This is a genomic window from Geodermatophilus sp. SYSU D00779 (assembly GCF_054050595.1).
The window spans coordinates 54,650-71,876 of sequence record NZ_JBJGZQ010000004.1 but is presented as its reverse complement, the minus strand read 5'-3'; the positions used below and the strand labels follow the sequence as shown (position 1 = coordinate 71,876).

Here is a 17,227-nt window from a genome sequence, read left to right as displayed (position 1 = left end):
CCGCGGCGCGGGCCCGCCGGCGCGCGGTGTGGCCCCCAGGGCACCGCCCCGAGCTCGGGGGGGGGGCTCTCTCAGCCGGCGAGCGGGATGGCCAGGCGCTGGGTCGCCGTCGAGGCCTCGGCCGGCACGTTCGCCGGAGCGGCGACCGGCACCTCCTGCTGGCACACGGTGCCCGCGGCCGGCAGCGTCTGGCCGAACAGGTAGGCGTCGGTCACCGAGTTGATGCAGGCGGAGTTGCGCCCGTAGGCGGTGTGGCCGTCGCCCTCCATGGTCAGCAGCCGGGCGTTGCCCAGGGCCTCGACCATGGCGACCGACCCCGCGTAGGGCGTGGCCGGGTCGTAGGTGGTGCCGATGACCAACGGCGCCGGGGAGGTCCCGGGGACCTCGTAGGACCCGTAGTAGGCGTCGTCGTCCTGCACCGGCCACAGCGCCCACGGGATCTCCGCGTAGGCGAAGCTGCCCCAGAAGTGCGGGAAGGCGGCCCACTCCGCGGCACCGCGCTCCAGGTAGGTGTCGATGTCGGTCGGCCACTGCTGCTCGCCGGCCGAGATGGCGACGAACCGGTCGGTGGACGCGGGGTCGTCGTACACGACCTGGTCGAGCAGCGCCCGGAGCGCGGAGGCGTCCCCGTCCTCCGCGGCGGCCAGTGCGGCGGCGAGGAGCCCCCACAGCCGCTTGGCGTAGAGCAGGGTCTGGGTCACCTCGCGGATGTCGTCCGCGGTCACCGGGCGCGGGTTCACCGGGTAGCCGGGAGCCGGGAGGGGGACCGCCTCCGCGGTCGCCAGCAGCCGGTCGTAGGCCAGCAGCGGGTCGGGGCCGCCGAACCCGGAACAGGCCGGCTGGTCGACTGCGCAGGCCTCGGTGAACCGGTCGAGGGCCCGCTCGAAGCCGGCGGCCTGCGCGGTGCTCAGGGACACCGGGTCGGTGAGGTACTCCTCGGGGTCGAGGGCGCCGTCGAGCACCAGGGCCCGGTAGCGGTCGGGGAACAGGGCGGCGTAGGTCGCGCCGAGGAACGTGCCGTAGGAGAAGCCCAGGTAGCTCAGCCGGTCGTCGCCGACGGCTGCCCGCAGCAGGTCCATGTCCTGGGCGACGTTCGCGGTCGAGAGGTGCTCGAGGATCTCGCCGTTCCTCGCCAGGCACGCGTCGACGTACTCCTGGGCGCTGGCGACGAGCGCGGCCGGGTCGACGTCGAACGGCGTGGGCGCGGACCGCGAGAAGAACCCCTCCGTCTCCGGGTCCAGCCCGCAGTCGACGGCGGGGGTGCTCGGCGCGACCCCGCGCGGCGCGAAGGCGACGATGTCGAAGCGTGCGTTGAGGTCGGCGAAGATGCCGGCGCCGGTCCGCTGCAGGGAGGTGACGAACTGGCCGCCGGGGCCGCCGGGGTTGACGAACAGCGAGCCGATCCGGTTCGCCGGGTCGGTGGCCGGCACCCGGGAGAGGGCGATCCGGATGCTCGCGCCGTCGGGCTCGTCGTGGTCCAGCGGGACGTCGGCGCTCGCGCACTCCACGCCGGCCGCGGTTCCCTCCTCCGCCGTTCCGCAGGCCGCCCAGCTCAGTTCTGGCACCGAGCCGGGCAGCGGTTCGGCCGCGGGGACGGCGCCGGCGACGGTGGTCCCGGCGGCGGAGACGAGGGCGGCCACGGCCACCACGACGAGCGATCGACGGCACCTGACCACGGACCCCAGCCCTCTCCGAGGATGCCGGGGCGCCACGGAGCCGGCGCCCCGTGAACGCCGGACATGGAACACCCGACGCATCTGCGCAGGCAACGGCTGCGGTATCTGGCCGTTCCGGTCCCCGGCGCGCCGCAGGCGACGCGCCGGGACCCGGCCGGGCAGCGAGGAGGCCGACCGGGCCCCGCAGGTCAGCCCGCCAGCGGCGTGGCCAGCTGCTGGGTCGCCGTGGTGGCACCCGCCGGCACGTCGCTGGGTGCCGTGAACGGGACCTCCTGCTGGCAGACGGTGCCCTCGGCGGGCAGCACGCCGTCGATGAGGTAGGCCTCGGTCGCCCCGTCGACGCAGGCGGACCTGCCGCCGTAGGCGGTGTGGCCGTCGCCCTCCATGGTCAGCAGCCGCGCGTTGCCCAGGTCCGCGACCAGGCGGACCGCCCCGGAGTACGGCGTGGCCGGGTCGTAGGTCGTGCCGATGACGAGCGGGGTCGCCGAGGACTGCGGCACGTCGAAGGGCCCGCCGAACGCGTCCTCGTCGTGGGCCGGCCAGAGCGCGTAGTTGATCTCGGCGTACCCGCTGTTGAACCAGAAGTGGGGGAAGGACGCCCAGGACTCCGCGCCGCGGTCGAGGTAGACCTCGAGGTCCCCCTGCGGATAGCGCTGCTCGGACGCGCCGATGGTGAAGTAGCGGTCGGTCGAGGCGGCATCGGCGTGGACCACCTGGTCGAGGAGCGCGCGGACCGTCGACCCGTCCCCGGCCGCGGCCTCTGCGAGCACGGCGCCCAGCAGGCCCCAGTTCCGCTTGGCGTAGAGCAGCTGCGAGGTGACGATCCGGATGTCGTCGGCGGTGACCGGCCGCGGGTCGGCGGGGTGGGCGTCGACCGGTATGGGCCGGGCCTCGGCCGCGGCCAGCAGCTGGTCGTAGGCCAGGTGTGGATCGGCGCCGCCGAAGCCGGAGCAGGCGACCTGGTCGACCGCACACGCCTCGGTGAAGCGGGCGAGCGCCGTCTCGAACCCGGCGGTCTGCGTGGCGATCCCGCTGAGCGGGTCGTTGATGTACTCGTCGGCGTCCAGGGCGCCGTCGAGCACCATCGCCCGGTGGTCGTCGGGGAAGAGGCTGGCGTAGGTGGCGCCGAGGAAGGTCCCGTAGGAGTAGCCCAGGTACGTCAGCTGCTCGTCGCCGACGGCGGCGCGCAGGGCGTCCATGTCGCGGGCGACGTTGGCCGTCGAGAGGTGCTCGAGGATCTCGCCGTTGTTGGCCAGGCACGCGTCGACGTAGGTCTGCGCCTTGGCGACGTAGGCGTCGACGTCGATGTCCAGCGGGCTCGGTACCGGCGTCGAGTAGATGCTCTGGGTCTCGGGGTCGACCTGGCAGTCGATCGACGGCGCGCTCGGCGCGGCCCCGCGCGGGGCGAAGGCGACGATGTCGAAGCGTGCGTTGAGGTCGGCGAACCGGCCGGCGCCGGTCCGCTGCAGGGAGGTGACGAACTGGCCGCCGGGGCCGCCGGGGTTGACGAACAGGGACCCGATGCGGTTGGCCGGGTCGGTGGCCGGGACGCGCGCGACGGCGATCTGCACCCGCTCCCCGCCCGGCTCGTCGTGGTCCATGGGGAGGTCGGCGGTGGCGCACTCCACGCCGGCCGCGGTGGCCTCGGGCGTCGTCCCGCAGGGCGCCCACGCCAGCAGCGGCACCGGCGTGGTGGGCGGCTCTGCGGCCGGGCCCTGCGCCGACGCGCCGGGTACCTGGCCGGCCAGGAGCAGGGCGGTCAGCGTGCTGGCGACGACAGCAGCACGGCGACGGGTGCTCATGCGAACTCCTGACCCCACCCGGGAGCTCAGCGCAGCCACGCGGTGGGCCGGGGGCCGAGGACCAGCTGGGTGGCCGTGGCGGCTCCCACCGGCACCGGGGCGGGGGCGGTGAACGGGACGGTCTGCGAGCAGTCCGTCCCCGGGGCGGGCAGCGCGCCGGCGACCAGGTAGGCGTCGGTGCTGCTGTCGATGCAGGGGGACTTGCCGCCGTAGGCGGTGTGGCCGTCGCCCTCCATCGTGAGCAGCCGTGCGTTGCCCAGGTCCGCGACCAGGCTCACCGCATCCGCGTAGGGCGTCGCGGGGTCGTAGGTGGTGCCGATGACCAGGGGGGTCGGCGAGGAGGCCGGCACCTCGAACGGCCCGGCGAAGGCGTCCTCGTCGCGTGCCGGCCACAGCGCGTAGGGGATCTCGGCGTACCCGCTGGTGAACCAGAAGTGGGGGAAGGACGCCCAGGACTCCGCGCCGCGGTCGAGGTAGACCTCGAGGTCCCCCTGCGGATAGCGCTGCTCGGATGCGGTGATGGCGAAGAACTGGTCGCCCGAGGCGCCGTCGGTGTAGACCACCTGGTGGAGCAGGGCCCGCACGGGGGAGCCGTTCCCGGCCGCCGCCTCGGCCAGGGCGGCGCCGAGCTGGCCCCACAGCTCCCTGCCGTAGAGCAGGTTCAGCGTCAGGACGCGGATGTCGTCGGCGGTGACCGGGCGCGGGTCGGGCGGGTAGCCGTCGGCGGGGATGGGGGACTCCTCGGCCGCGGCGAGCAGTTGGTCGTAGGCCAGGTAGGGGTCGGTGCCACCGAAGCCGGAGCAGGCCACCTGGTCGACCGCACACGCCTCGGTGAAGCGGGCGAGGGCGGTCTCGAACGCCGCGGTCTGCACGGCCCTCGTGCTGAGCGGGTCGTTGACGTACTCGTCGGGGTCGACCGCGCCGTCGAGCACCATGGCCCGGTAGTTGCCGGGGAAGAGGCTGGCGTAGGTCGCACCGAGGAAGGTCCCGTAGGAGAACCCGAGGTAGGTGAGCTGCTCGTCACCCATCGCGGCGCGGAGGGCGTCCATGTCCCGCGCGACGTTCGCCGTCGAGAGGTGCTCGAGGATCTCGCCGTTGCTCGCCAGGCACGCGTCGACGTAGGTCTGCGCCTCGGCGACGTAGGCGTCGACGTCGATGTCCAGCGGCGTGGGCAGCTGCGGGGACTGCTGGTCCTGCACCTGCTGGTCGCTCTGGCACGCGACCGCCGGGGTGCTCTGCCCGACGCCTCGCGGGTCGAACCCGACGATGTCGAACCGCTGGTTCAGCGCGGCGAACACGCCCGGGCCGACGGCCTGGAGTACCTCGACCGCGGGGCCGCCGGGGCCGCCGAGGTTGACGAACAGCGACCCGATGCGGTTGGCCGGGTCGGTGGCCGGGACGCGCGCGACGGCGATCTGCACCCGCTCCCCGCCCGGCTCGTCGTAGTCCATGGGGAGGTCGGCGGTGGCGCACTCCACCCCGGCCGCGGTCGCCTCGGCCGTCGTCCCGCACCCGGCCCAGGCCAGCGGCGCGACCGGGCTCGCGGGGAGCTCGCCGGTGGGGCTCTCCGCTCCCGCGACCCCCGTCCCCGCTGCGAGGACCAGGACGGTCAGCGTGCTGACGGCAGCGGCACGACGGCGTGCGCTCACGGCGGCTCCCGAGGCTGGGGGCGGCCGGTGGGCGCCCGGGACCGCCATGCAACACCCGCGGGCGCGTGGGGGACAAGGCACCTGAACGGGACCAGTCCGTAACCGCCCGGCGCGTCGTCCGCGGCACACCGGGGAGCTCCCGCCCCGCGGTCGGTCAGGTTAGGCTTCCCTAACCCAGTTGCGACCCCGAGGGAGCCCCGTGACGTCGAGCCCCGCAGCGCCCGTCCTCCGCGCCGACGCCGCCGAGCGCGCCCGCACCGTCGGCGCCCGCAGCTCCGCCGTGCTGTGCGTGCGCGGGTTGGACGCCGGCCGCCCGCTGGCGCACGCCACGACCACCACGGGCACGACCCACGTGCTGGTGCCGACCGGCGGGGAGGTCGACGCCGCGCTCGCCGGCCACGACGACCTCACCGCCGTCCTGATGGTCAGCGACCGGGCGCCGGTGCCGCTGCGGGACCCGCTGCGCGCCCAGCTGTGGCTGTCCGGCTGGCTCACGCCCGTGCACCCGGCCGCCCGGCGCGCGGCGGTGCTCGCCTTCGCCGAGACCCGGCCGGTGGGGCCGCTGCTCGACGTGGGCCGGGGCGCCACGCTGCTGCGGCTGGACGTCGCCGAGGTCGTGCTGCGGGAGGGCGGGCGCTGCACCGAGGTCGGCCCGCAGGCCTACGCGCAGGCCCGTCCCGACCCGCTGGCCGCCGTCGAGGCGCCGGTGCTGCAGCACCTCGACCGCGACCACCCCGAGGTGCTCGACCTGCTGCGCAGCCGCATCCCGGCCGGCGACCTCGGGCCGCGGGACGTCGTCCGCCCGCTCGGGCTGGACCGCTTCGGGTTCCGGCTGCGCATCGAGCGCCCGGCCGGCGCCCGCGACCTGCGGGTGCCGTTCCCGCGGCCGCTGACCTGCCCGGGCCAGCTGCAGGCCGCCACCCGCCAGCTCATCTGCGCCGCCCGGGCCAGGTAGGACCGGCGCGGCCCCGTCCCGGGTCGCACCATCAGCCTGCGACAGCGGGGAGGACGAGGTCCTTCAGTGCGCGTTCTCCGCCAGCAGCCGGGCCAGCCGGGTGCGCCGCGGCCGGACGTCGACCTGGCCCACCGCGCGGGCCAGCGCAGCCCCGGAGGCGTGCACCACCGACAGGTGCCGCTGGGCGCGGGTCAGCGCGGTGTAGACCAGCGGCCGCGACAGCATGCCGCCGGCCTCCGGCGGCAGGACGACGACCACGCCGGGCCACTCCGAGCCCTGCGCGCGGTGCACCGTGATCGCCCAGCCGTGCCGCAGGTCGCTCATCGCCGACCCGGTCACCGTCACCGGCCCGGAGGCGAAGTCCACGTCGAGCGTGCCGTCGCCGGTGCCGGTGACCACCCCGACCTCGCCGTTGGCGAACCCGATCGGCTCCAGGTCGAGGTGGTTGGCGGTGGCCACCACCCGGTCGCCGACGTCGAAGCCCCACACCGTGCCCTCGCCCGGGTTCAGCCTCGCCTTGAGCGCCTTGTTGAGCTCGATCGTCCCGGCCGGGCCGCGGTGCACCGGCGTGACCACCTGCACGGTCGCCGGGTCGATCCCCAGCGCCCGCGGGATCGAGTCGGTGACCAGCTGCACGACCCGCTTGGCGGCCTCCGCGCTGCCCGACGCCGGGACGACGACCACCTCGCGGTCGGGGGAGTCCACCGGCGGCAGCTGACCGGCCCGGACGGCGTTGGCCAGGCGGGCGATCGCCCCGCCCTCGGCCTGCCGGTAGAGGGTGGTCAGCTCGGTGACCGGCACGACCCCGGAGTCGATGAGGTCGCCCAGCACGTGCCCCGGGCCGATCGAGGGCAGCTGCGCCGGGTCGCCGACGAGCAGCAGGTGGGTGCCGTCCGGGCAGGCCTCCAGCAGGGCGGCGGTGAGCTCGACGTCGAGCATCGAGGCCTCGTCCACCACGACGACGTCGGCGTCGAGGGGCCACTCCTCGTTGCGGGCGAACCCGCCGGAGGTGCCCTGCGCGCCCAGCAGCCGGTGCACGGTGACCGCCGGGTGGTCGGTGAGCTCCTCGAGGCGCTTGGCCGCCCGGCCGGTGGGCGCGGCGAGCGCGACCTCGGTGCCCTTGGACCGCAGCAGCGCCACCACGGCGGCGACCGTGCGGCTCTTGCCGGTGCCCGGGCCGCCGGTCAGCAGCGAGACGCCGGCGCCGAGGACCTGCGCCACGGCCTGCTTCTGCGCGTCGTCCAGCCCCTTGGCCACCGAGCGGACGGCGGCGGGGTCGGCGATCCGCTCGGCGGTGGCGGCCAGCCGGGCGACGTTCTCCGCGACCGCCTCCTCGGCCATCCCGTAGCGGGCCAGCGAGAGCATGCGCAGCGCCGGGTCGGGCTCGGGCAGCTCGTCGAGATCCGCGTCCTCGTCGTGCTCCGGCTCCGGGGGCTCGTGCTCGAGGACCTCGCCGGACTCGACCGCGGCGATGATCGCCGCGGCCGGGTCGGCGACGCCCTCGGCGCGCAGCGCGGCGACCACCAGGTCGGCGGGGAGCACGGTGTGCCCGTCGCGGGTCGCCGTCCGCAGGGTCTGGGCGACGATCGCGCGGCCGCGCCGGGAGTCCTGCCGGTCGGCCCCGGGGAGGACGGCGATGGCCAGCCTGTCGGCGTCGCCCAGGGTGACCCCGGTCAGGCCGAGCAACGCCCACGGGTCGTCGCGCAGCCGGCGGGCGGCGTCGTTGCCCAGGGCGTCGGCTGCGCTCGAGGCGAGCTTGGCGTCCAGGCCCGCGCCGACCAGCAGCGCCACGACCTCGTAGGTCGGCTGCGCGGACAGGAAGCCCGAGAACAACCGCTCGGCCCGCTGCCGGCCCACGCGGGGGAGCGTGAGCAGCCGGTCGGCGGTGACGTCGTCCGGGGAGGTGATCCCGGCGGCCGGCAGCTCGGCGGCCGCCCGCTTGCCCAGGCCCGGCCACAGGCCCGCGGCGCAGAAGGCGGCGAAGACCGGGTCGGTCGCGGTGCTGGTCACCGGTCGTACCGCCGCTCGGGGTAGCCGAAGTAGGGCGCCGAGACGTCCTCGAGCGCGGTGCGGATCGCCGCGGGCAGCCGCACCGCCTCGGCGTCCAGCGAGGACTGCAGCTGCGCGGCGGTGCGCGCGCCCACCACCGGTGCGGTGACCCCGGGGCGGTCGCGCACCCAGGCCAGCGCCACCGCCAGCGGCGTGGTGCCCAGCCCCTCGGCGGCGGTGACCACGGCCTCCACGATCCGGTCGGCCGTCGCCGAGCGCAGGCCGTCGATGAAGCCCTGCCACTGCGGCGAGGCGCCCCGCGACCCGTCCGGCGCGCCCTGCCGGTACTTGCCGGTGAGCAGGCCGCGACCCAGCGGCGACCAGGCCAGCACCCCGAGACCCAGCGCCTCGGCCGCGGGCACCACCTCGCGCTCGACGCCGCGCTGCAGCAGCGAGTACTCCACCTGGGTGCTCACCAGAGGCACGCGGCCGGGCCAGGCCCGCTGCCAGGTGACCGCCTGCGCGGTCTGCCAGCCGGTGAAGTTGCTGATGCCGACGTAGCGCACCCGGCCCGAGGAGACGGCGGTGTCGCAGGCGGCGAGGGTCTCCTCCAGCGGGGTGGTCTCGTCCCAGGTGTGCAGCTGCCACAGGTCGACGTGGTCGGTGCCCAGGCGCGCCAGCGAGGCGTCGAGGGCGGCGAGCAGGTGGCCGCGGGACGCGCCGCGGCCCATCGGCCCCGGCGCGGTGCGCCCGACGGCCTTGGTGGCGACCAGCACGTCGGAACGGGGGACGACGTCGGCCAGCAGCCGGCCCAGGAGGCGCTCGCTCTCCCCGTCGCAGTAGATGTCGGCGGTGTCGACCAGCGTGCCGCCGGCGTCGACGAAGGCCGTCAGCTGCATCGCGGCCTCGTCCTCGTCGGTGTCCCGGCCCCAGGTCATGGTGCCCAGTGCCAGGCGCGAGACGACCAGGCCGCTGCGCCCGAGTGCGCGTTGCTCCACGGGGGGCCAACCTACCGGCGGGTCCGGACGGGTCCCGGGGACCGCGGTCCCTGCGTGCCGCGCGGGGCGCGGACCGGGCGCGGCCTAGGGTGGCCTCCCGTGCTCCTGCTGACCAGCCCGCCCCGGCGCCCTTCCCCGCCCAGCCTCCCGACCGCTCGCGGCCGACGGGGGTACCTCGGGCGATGAGCTGGATCGAGGCCGTCGTCCTGGGGCTGGTGCAGGGTCTGACGGAGTTCCTGCCCATCTCCTCCAGCGCGCACCTGCGGGTGGTGGGGGAGGCCTTCGGCTGGGGTGACCCGGGCGCGGCCTTCACCGCCATCACCCAGATCGGCACCGAGGCCGCGGTGCTGCTCTACTTCCGCCGCGACATCGGCCGGATCATCAGCGCCTGGGTCCGCTCGCTGGGCGACCGCAGGATGCGCAGCGACCCCGACGCCCGGATGGGCTGGCTGATCATCGTGGGCACGCTGCCGATCGGGATCCTGGGCCTGCTGTTCCAGGACCGCATCGAGACGACCTTCCGCGACCTGCGCATCGTCGCGATCGCCCTGGTCGCCTTCTCGCTGGTCCTCTACTGGGCCGACCGGGTGGGCCGCAAGAAGCGCGAGCTGGACCAGCTGACCGTCGGGCACGGCATCGCCTTCGGGTTCGCCCAGGCCATGGCGCTGGTGCCCGGCGTCTCCCGCTCGGGCGGCACGATCACCATGGGCCTGTTCCTCGGCTACTCACGGGCCGCCGCGGCGCGGTACTCGTTCCTGCTCGCCGTCCCCGCCGTCCTGGCCTCGGGCTTCTTCCAGGTGTACGAGGCGCTCACCGGCGGCGTCGCCGGGGAGGCGGTCTCCTGGGGCCCGACGATCGTGGCCACGGTGCTGGCCTTCGGCGTCGGCCTGGCCGTCATCGCCTGGCTGCTGCGCTACCTCGACCGCGGCAGCTTCACGCCGTTCGTCGTCTACCGGGTGCTGCTCGGCCTGCTGATCCTCGGCCTCGTCGGCGCGGGGGTGCTCGCGCCGCAGTGACGCGGGGGAGCGGCTCCCCGTGCCCCGCCGCTCGCCCGCCTCGCTGAGTTGATCATGGGGTCGGTGCACGCGGACGCGCCCGACGCGGCGTGCCCCCCGGCAACACCCCCATGATCAACACGAGGACGGCGTGCTGCGGGCGACGTGGTCGCCGACGGCCGCGGCGATCTCCCCGGCGTCGAGGACGGGCATCGTGCTACGCAGGCTCAGGGCGGGACCCGGGCCGGCCCTCCCGCAGGGCCCCGCCGCGAGCCTGCGAGCGGTGGGGGAGCAGGAGGGTCCTTTCTCTAGGCTCGGGCGTCGTGACCACCGTGATCCTGCTGCGGCACGGCCGCACGACGGCCAACGCCGGCGGCGTGCTCGCCGGCTGGACCCCGGGTGTGCAGCTCGACGAGACCGGCGAGCAGCAGGTGAGGGCGGTGGGGGAGCGGCTGGCGCCGGTGCCCCTGGCCGCCGTCGTCAGCAGCCCGCTGGAGCGCTGCCGGCAGACCGCCGGCGCCGTCCTCCCCGGGCGCGCCCTGGAGGTGGCCCTCGACGACCGGCTCGGCGAGGCCCGCTACGGCGACTGGACCGGCCGCCCGCTCAAGGAGCTGGTCAAGGAGCCGCTGTGGAAGGTCGTGCAGCAGCACCCGTCGGCCGCGGTCTTCCCCGGCCCGGAGGGGGAGGGCCTGGCGCAGACGCAGGCCCGCGCGGTGGCCGCCGTCCGCGAGTGGAACGCCCGGCTCGGGCCGGACGCGGTCTGGCTGGCCTGCAGCCACGGCGACGTCATCAAGGCCGTGCTCGCCGACGCGCTGGGGCTGCACCTCGACCAGTTCCAGCGGATCGTCGTCGACCCGGCGTCCATCTCGGTGGTCACCTACACCGACACCCGCCCGTTCGTGGTACGCGTGAACGACACCGGCGGGGACGTCGCCGCGCTGATCCCGCCCAGGAAGAAGGGACGGCGCCGCCGCAGGGCCGACTCCGACGCCGTCGTCGGGGGCGGCGCGGGCGCGACCGTCTGACCTCGCCGCCTGGCTCGCCCACCGCGCCCGCCCGCGTAACCTGATGCCGTGCCTCGCCAGCTGTTCCTCTTCGACCGCCCGTCCCGGTTCGTCGCCGGCACGGTGGGCCAGCCCGGCGACCGCACCTTCTACCTCCAGGCCGCCGACGCCTCGGGCCGCGTGGTCAGCGTGGCGCTGGAGAAGGCGCAGGTGCAGGTGCTCGCCGACCGGATGAACGAGCTGCTCGACGAGGTCGCCACCCGTCCGGGCACCGTCGTCCCGCCGGACGCCGAGGTCGACGACCTCGAGCCGCTCACCGCCCCGGTCGACGAGGAGTTCCGGGTCGCGGCCATGGGCCTGGCGTGGGACGGCGAGTCGCAGGCCGTCGTCGTCGAGGCCGTGGCCGCCGGCGACGAGCCGGTCGAGGAGGACGTCATCCTCTCCGACAGCGAGGAGGGCCCCGACGCGCTGCGGGTGACCATCACCCCGGCCGCCGCCCGCGCCTTCGTCGTCCGGGCCCGCCGGGTCGTGGCCGCCGGCCGCCCCGCCTGCCCGCTGTGCTCGCTCCCGCTGGACCCCGCCGGGCACGTGTGCCCGCGGCAGAACGGCTACCGCCGCTGAGCGCGACCCGGCCGCCCCGATGACCGAGCGCCCCGCCGACCCCGCCGCGGCTCTGCGCGCCCCGGCCGACGACGCCGAGGCCCGCGCCCTGCTGCTCACCGGCGAGATCGACCTCGAGGGCCGGATGCTCGACGCCAGCAACGTCACGCTGGTCGGCTACGTCCGCACCGGCGAGCTCGAGGCCGAGTGCGTCTACAAGCCGGTCGCCGGTGAGCGGCCGCTGTGGGACTTCCCCGACGGCACCCTCGCCGGGCGCGAGGTGTCCGCGGCCCTGGTCAGCGAGGCGACCGGCTGGCGGGTCGTGCCGCCGACCGTGCTGCGCGACGGTCCGTTCGGCCCCGGCATGGTGCAGCTGTGGGTGGACGGCGACCCCGACGTCGACCTCGCCGCCTTCGTCCGCTCCGACGACCCCGGGCTGCGGCGCATGGCGGTCTTCGACGCCGTCGTCAACAACGCCGACCGCAAGGGCGGGCACATCATCCCGACCTCCGACGGGCACGTGTACGGCGTCGACCACGGCATCTGCTTCTCCGTCGACCCCAAGCTGCGCACCCTGCTGTGGCGCTGGGCCGGGCAGCCGCTGCCGGCGGAGGCGGTCGAGGCGCTGGAGAAGCTCACCGGCGACCTGATGGGCGACCTCGGTGACCAGCTGCACGAGCACCTGACCCGGCGCGAGGTGCGGCGCACCCAGCAGCGGGTCGCCGAGCTGCTGCGCACCGGCCGGCACCCCCAGCCCAGCGGCGACTGGCCCGCGCTGCCCTGGCCGCCGTTCTGAGTCCGGGCCCTCCCCGCGTCGGGTGCGACGGATCCGTGGTGATCGGCGCCTGATCGCCAGGACGCCGTCGCACTCCCTGCGGCACCATCTCCGCGTGCCGCACCGCAGCCGACTGGCCGTCCTCATGCTCGACCTGCCGCCCGAGCTGCACGACGCCGGGCGGGCCTTCTGGTCCGCCGCCACGGGTCACGACGTGTCCCCGGACCCCTCGGACGAGAACTGGTCGTCGCTGGGCTCGTTCGCCGGCGGCTTCCACCTCGAGGTGCAGCGCACGGGGACCGGGACGCCGCCCCGCTGGCACGTCGACGTCGAGACCGACGACGTCGAGGCGGAGGTGGCCCGGCTGGAGGCCCTGGGGGCGCGGCGGATCGCGGACATGGGCGGCTTCTGGCAGATGAAGGACCCCGCCGGGATGGTCTTCGACGTCGTCGGCGTCCAGACCGGGGAGGACTTCGAGCAGAATGCCACGACCTGGCCCTGAGCCCGGCCCCCTGCAGGGTCCCGCCGCGAGCCTGCGAGCGGTGGGGGGCAGGGGGGCCTTCACTCCAGGCGCACCAGGTCGATCATCGCGGCGGCCTGCAGCCCGTCGCCGTCCACCGTGAGCACCTCCAGCGGCACCCGCCGCCAGACGGCGAGCAGCAGGTCGCCCGCGGTGCCGGTGAGCCGGGCGACCGGCACCGGCCGGGAGCCGGGGAACAGCACCCGCTCGACGCCGACGTCGACGGCGTGCAGGACGACGGGGTGCGCGTCCGCCGGCGGGCCCTGCGGCAGCGCGCCGGGGACCATCACCTCCAGCCACTCGTCGAGGCCGTCCAGGCCGACGTCGGCACGGATCGGGTGCACGTCGCCGAGCACCTGCTCGACGTCGGCGGTGTGCACGACCGCCTCCATCACCTGCCGGCGCAGCACGAAGCCGACGTCCTGCCGGGGCGCCCAGGTCCACACCCGCTCGGCCGGGTCGGCGCCGTCGAGCACCGTCTCCAGCTCGGCGGACTGGGCGAGGCCGAAGCCGAGCAGCTCGTCGTCCGGGCGCCGGACCGGCGGGGTGTAGGTCCCGGGGTCGGTGGCGCGGGTGCGCACCACCCACGCCCAGAAGTGCTGCACCTCGGCCAGGTGCCAGACCAGGTCGGCCAGCGCCCACCCGGGGCAGCCGGGCACCGGTGCCTGCCACCCCCGGGCCAGCACCGCCTCCGCGGCGGCGTCGGCGAAGCGGGCGTCCGTCTTCTGCAGGACCGGCAGGTACTCGTCGGGTTCCATCGCGCCCCTCTCCCCGCGGGCGGCGCCGCGGTCCTCCGACAGGATGAGGGCCGATCGGGCCCGTGGATAGCCGCCTCTAGGCTCGGTACGTGCTCGCCTGGCCCGCCCCGCTCCTCCCGACCCTCCCGGGCACCGGTCCGGTCCTCAAGCTGCACGACACCGCGCGCGGGGAGGTGGTCGCCACCTCACCGGCCACGACGGCGCGGATGTACGTCTGCGGCATCACCCCGTACGACGCCACGCACCTCGGTCACGCCGCCACCTACCTGGCCTTCGACCTGGTCAACCGGGTGTGGCGGGACGCCGGCCACGCCGTGCACTACGTGCAGAACGTCACCGACATCGACGACCCGCTGCTCGAGCGGGCGGAGCGGGACGGCGAGGACTGGGTCGTGCTCGGCATGCGCGAGACCGCGCTGTTCCGGGAGGACATGACCGCGCTGCGCGTGCTGCCGCCCGACGACTACGTCGGCGCGGTCGAGTCGGTGCCGCGGATCGTCGCCCACGTGGAGACGCTGCTCGACGAGGACCTGGCCTACGTGCTCGACGACGGCACCGGCGACGTCTACCACGACGTCGCGCAGGCGCCCGGCTTCGGCAGCGAGTCCGGCTACGACGAGGCGACCATGCTGCGGTACTCCGCCGAGCGCGGCGGCGACCCCGACCGCCCCGGCAAGCGCAACCGGCTGGACCCGATGCTGTGGCGCGGTGAGCGGCCGGGGGAGCCCTCCTGGCCCGGCCCCCGCGGCATCGCCGGGCGCCCCGGCTGGCACATCGAGTGCGCCACGATCGCGCTGGAGACGATCGGGATGGGCTTCGACGTCCAGGGCGGCGGCAGCGACCTGGTCTTCCCGCACCACGAGTTCTCCGCGGTCCACGCCGAGGCGCTCACCGCCACCAAGCCGTTCGCCCGCACGTACGTGCACGCGGCGATGATCGGCCTGGACGGCGAGAAGATGAGCAAGAGCCGGGGCAACCTGGTCTTCGTCTCCAAGCTGCGCGGGGAGGGCGTCGACCCGATGGCCATCCGCCTGGCGCTGCTGGCCGGGCACTACCGCACCGACCGCGCCTGGACGCCGGACCTGCTGGCCACCGCCGAGCAGCGGCTGGACACCTGGCGGCGCGCCGTGGCCCGCGACGCCGGCGCCCCGGCCGCCCCGGTGCTGCACGGGCTGCGCGAGCGGCTCGCCGACGACCTCGACAGCCCCGGCGCCATCGCACTGGTCGACGACTGGGCGGCGCGGACGCTGGCCACCGGGCCGGACGACGACCCCGACGACGGCGCCCCGCGGGTCGTCGCCGACGCGGTCGACGCGCTGCTCGGCATCGCCCTGGACCCCGCGACGGACCGCCCCGCGCCCCGGTCGCGCTGATGGGCGGGGGGTGCTTCCGCCTGGTCGACCGGGCGGCCCGGGAGCGCGAGGAGGAGGCCCTGGCGCCGGCGGCCACGCGCTCGACGGCCACCCGCGGCCGCGCCGTCCCCGAGCCGGAGGACCCCCTGCGGACCGCCTTCGAGCGCGACCGCGACCGGATCCTGCACGCCAAGGCCTTCCGCCGGCTCAAGCACAAGACGCAGGTGTTCCTCAACCCCGACGGCGACCACTTCGTCACCCGGCTGACCCACACGCTGCAGGTCACCCAGGTCGCCCGCTCGCTGGCGCGCGCGCTGGGCCTCAACGAGGCCCTCGCCGAGGCCATCGCGCTCGGCCACGACCTGGGCCACTCGCCGTTCGGCCACATCGGCGAGGACGCGCTGGAGCCCTACGTCCCCGGCGGCTGGCACCACGCCGCCCAGGGCGTGCGGATCGTCGAGGTGCTCGAGCACCTGAACCTCACCTGGGAGGTCCGCGACGGCATCCGGGCGCACAGCTGGAAGATCACGCCGCCGCCGACCACCCGCGAGGCGGAGTGCGTGCGCTACGCCGACCGCATCGGCTACCTGTCCCACGACGCGCTGGACGCCGTCCGCGCCGGGGTGCTGCAGGTCGGCGACCTCCCGGCCCGGGCGCGCGCCGTCTTCGGCGACCCGGGCAGCCGGATGGTCGGCGCGATGATCGACGCCGTCGTCGCGGGGTCGCTCGCCGACGGGGGAGCGGTGGTCATGGCGCCCGAGCCGCTGGAGGCCATGCACGAGCTGCGGGCCTTCATGTTCGAGCGGGTGTACGCCTCGGAGACCGCGGCGGGGCAGAAGCAGCTGGCCATCGACGTCACCCGCCGGCTCGTCGACCACCACCTGGCCCACCCCGAGCTCATCCCGGCGACCTACCGCGACACGTCGGCCGACCCGGTCACCCAGGTCGTCGACTACGTGTCCGGGATGACCGACCGGTACGCCTTGTCCACGCACGACCGGCTCTTCGACGCCGACGCGACGAGCCGGATGCGCCCGCTGCTGCGTTGACCGCGGTCCTCCGGACCGCACGGCGGCCGGACCACCTGCCGACGTCGACCGTTATCCCCATCTCGGCCGCGAGACCGACGAACTCGTGGCGATCCGGCGCTGACGACCACGAGACCGTCGGTCCCGTCGACGGGGGAGCGGCTGCTCCCGGGTCCCGCCGCGAGCGGTGGGCACAGGGGGTCCGTGCTCAGTTGGGCGAGGAGCCCCGCCGGCGCAGGTAGCGCTCGAACTCGCGGGCGATCTGGTCGCCGTTGGCCTGGGAGAGGTCGTCCTCGGTGGCCCGCTCCTCGAGCGAGCGCACGTACTCGACCACCTCGGCGTCCTCGTTCGCCATCTCGTCGACGGTCTTGACCCACTCGTCCGCCTGCTGCGGCAGGGCGCCCAGCGGCACGCTCAGCTCGAGGACCTCCTCCACCCGCCGCAGCAGCGCGACCGTCGCCCGGGGGGACGGCGGCTGCGAGACGTAGTGCGGGACGGCGGCCCAGAAGCTGATCGCCGGCAGCCCGGCCTGCACGCAGGCGTCCTGGAAGACGCCGAGGATGCCGGTGGGCCCCTCGTAGCGGGAGGTCTCCAGACCCCACCTCTCGGCCGACTCCGCGTCGTAGGCCGAGCCGGTGACCGGGGTCGGCCGGGTGTGCGGGGTGTCGGAGAGCAGGGCGCCGAGGCCGACCACGGTGCGCGCGTCGAGTTCCTGGCACAGCTCGATCAGCTCCTCGCAGAAGCTGCGCCAGCGCATGTTGGGCTCGATGCCGCGGATCAGGACGACGTCCCGGCCGGAGTCCGGCGGGCGGGCCACCGAGATGCGCGTGGTGGGCCACTCGATCCGGCGGCTGATCCCGCCGATGAGCGAGACGGTGGGCCGGTTGACCTGGAAGTCGTAGTAGTCCTCGGGGTCGAGCGCGGCGAGCGGGGTGGCATCCCAGATGAGCTCGAGGTGCTCCAGCGCCCCGGTGGCGGCGTCCCCGGCGTCGTTCCAGCCCTCGAAGGCGACGACCACCACCGGGTCGTTCAGCCGGGGCAGGTCCTCAGGGGTGGACTTCGGGTCGATCACCCCTGCGAGCCTACGTCGATCGTGCTCCCCGGCCGCGGTGCTCGGCCGTGCGGC

Annotated in this window: 15 protein-coding genes; 8 read left to right on the top strand and 7 right to left on the bottom strand. The window is 75.5% G+C overall.

The window, feature by feature from the left end:
• Nucleotides 1-71: 71 nt before the first annotated feature.
• The 3 genes from ACI79G_RS04050 to ACI79G_RS04040 form a co-directional block, all read right to left on the bottom strand.
• Nucleotides 72-1,640 (bottom strand): alpha/beta hydrolase, encoded by a 1,569-nt coding sequence (locus ACI79G_RS04050; RefSeq protein ID WP_456879857.1) that lies wholly within the window; start codon nucleotides 1,638-1,640, stop codon nucleotides 72-74.
• 224 nt (nucleotides 1,641-1,864) lie between these two features.
• Nucleotides 1,865-3,478: an alpha/beta hydrolase gene (locus tag ACI79G_RS04045; protein ID WP_456879856.1), complete on the bottom strand. Its 1,614-nt coding sequence runs from the start codon at nucleotides 3,476-3,478 to the stop codon at nucleotides 1,865-1,867.
• Between the two features lie 26 nt (nucleotides 3,479-3,504).
• Nucleotides 3,505-5,127 carry an alpha/beta hydrolase gene (locus ACI79G_RS04040; RefSeq protein WP_456879855.1) on the bottom strand — a complete coding sequence of 541 codons (1,623 nt, stop codon included), beginning with the start codon at nucleotides 5,125-5,127 and terminating at the stop codon, nucleotides 3,505-3,507.
• Between the two features lie 199 nt (nucleotides 5,128-5,326).
• Between ACI79G_RS04040 and ACI79G_RS04035 the strand changes: the two genes are divergently transcribed.
• Nucleotides 5,327-6,082, top strand: a complete 756-nt coding sequence (locus ACI79G_RS04035) for a DUF2470 domain-containing protein (protein WP_456879854.1) — start codon at nucleotides 5,327-5,329, stop codon at nucleotides 6,080-6,082.
• Nucleotides 6,083-6,145: 63 nt separating this feature from the next.
• On the opposite strand, the gene ACI79G_RS04030 is transcribed toward ACI79G_RS04035, so the two are convergent.
• Both ACI79G_RS04030 and ACI79G_RS04025 read right to left on the bottom strand, forming a co-directional pair.
• Nucleotides 6,146-8,092, bottom strand: a complete 1,947-nt coding sequence (locus ACI79G_RS04030) for an AAA family ATPase (RefSeq protein WP_456879853.1) — start codon at nucleotides 8,090-8,092, stop codon at nucleotides 6,146-6,148.
• Nucleotides 8,089-9,069 (bottom strand): aldo/keto reductase, encoded by a 981-nt coding sequence (locus ACI79G_RS04025; protein WP_456879852.1) that lies wholly within the window; start codon nucleotides 9,067-9,069, stop codon nucleotides 8,089-8,091. Before ACI79G_RS04025 ends, ACI79G_RS04030 begins: the two co-directional genes overlap by 4 nt.
• A 182-nt stretch (nucleotides 9,070-9,251) precedes the next feature.
• Between ACI79G_RS04025 and ACI79G_RS04020 the strand changes: the two genes are divergently transcribed.
• From ACI79G_RS04020 to ACI79G_RS04000, 5 genes are all read left to right on the top strand, one after another.
• Entirely contained in the window at nucleotides 9,252-10,085 is an 834-nt protein-coding gene (locus tag ACI79G_RS04020) for an undecaprenyl-diphosphate phosphatase (RefSeq protein WP_456879851.1), read from the top strand.
• A 302-nt stretch (nucleotides 10,086-10,387) separates the two neighbouring features.
• On the top strand, nucleotides 10,388-11,089 hold the full coding sequence (locus ACI79G_RS04015; protein ID WP_456879850.1) for a histidine phosphatase family protein: 702 nt from the start codon (nucleotides 10,388-10,390) through the stop codon (nucleotides 11,087-11,089).
• A gap of 48 nt (nucleotides 11,090-11,137) precedes the next feature.
• Nucleotides 11,138-11,689 carry a DUF3090 family protein gene (locus ACI79G_RS04010; protein WP_091214397.1) on the top strand — a complete coding sequence of 184 codons (552 nt, stop codon included), beginning with the start codon at nucleotides 11,138-11,140 and terminating at the stop codon, nucleotides 11,687-11,689.
• A gap of 19 nt (nucleotides 11,690-11,708) precedes the next feature.
• A complete protein-coding gene (locus ACI79G_RS04005) occupies nucleotides 11,709-12,464 on the top strand; it encodes an SCO1664 family protein (protein WP_456879849.1) in 756 nt (251 codons plus the stop codon).
• Nucleotides 12,465-12,558: 94 nt separating this feature from the next.
• Nucleotides 12,559-12,945, top strand: coding sequence for a VOC family protein (locus tag ACI79G_RS04000; RefSeq protein ID WP_456879848.1), 387 nt, complete (start codon nucleotides 12,559-12,561; stop codon nucleotides 12,943-12,945).
• Nucleotides 12,946-13,004: 59 nt separating this feature from the next.
• Here ACI79G_RS04000 and ACI79G_RS03995 read toward each other — a convergent pair whose 3' ends face one another.
• On the bottom strand, nucleotides 13,005-13,721 hold the full coding sequence (locus ACI79G_RS03995; protein ID WP_456879847.1) for a maleylpyruvate isomerase family mycothiol-dependent enzyme: 717 nt from the start codon (nucleotides 13,719-13,721) through the stop codon (nucleotides 13,005-13,007).
• Between the two features lie 89 nt (nucleotides 13,722-13,810).
• Between ACI79G_RS03995 and mshC the strand changes: the two genes are divergently transcribed.
• The gene (gene mshC / locus ACI79G_RS03990; protein ID WP_456879846.1) at nucleotides 13,811-15,094 is read left to right on the top strand and encodes a cysteine--1-D-myo-inosityl 2-amino-2-deoxy-alpha-D-glucopyranoside ligase; all 1,284 of its coding nucleotides are present in this window, start codon (nucleotides 13,811-13,813) and stop codon (nucleotides 15,092-15,094) included.
• Nucleotides 15,094-16,122 carry an HD domain-containing protein gene (locus ACI79G_RS03985; RefSeq protein ID WP_456879845.1) on the top strand — a complete coding sequence of 343 codons (1,029 nt, stop codon included), beginning with the start codon at nucleotides 15,094-15,096 and terminating at the stop codon, nucleotides 16,120-16,122. The genes mshC and ACI79G_RS03985 overlap by 1 nt, the downstream gene beginning before the upstream one ends.
• 187 nt (nucleotides 16,123-16,309) lie before the next feature.
• On the opposite strand, the gene ACI79G_RS03980 is transcribed toward ACI79G_RS03985, so the two are convergent.
• On the bottom strand, nucleotides 16,310-17,173 hold the full coding sequence (locus ACI79G_RS03980; RefSeq protein WP_456879844.1) for a PAC2 family protein: 864 nt from the start codon (nucleotides 17,171-17,173) through the stop codon (nucleotides 16,310-16,312).
• Between the last annotated feature and the right edge of the window lie 54 nt (nucleotides 17,174-17,227).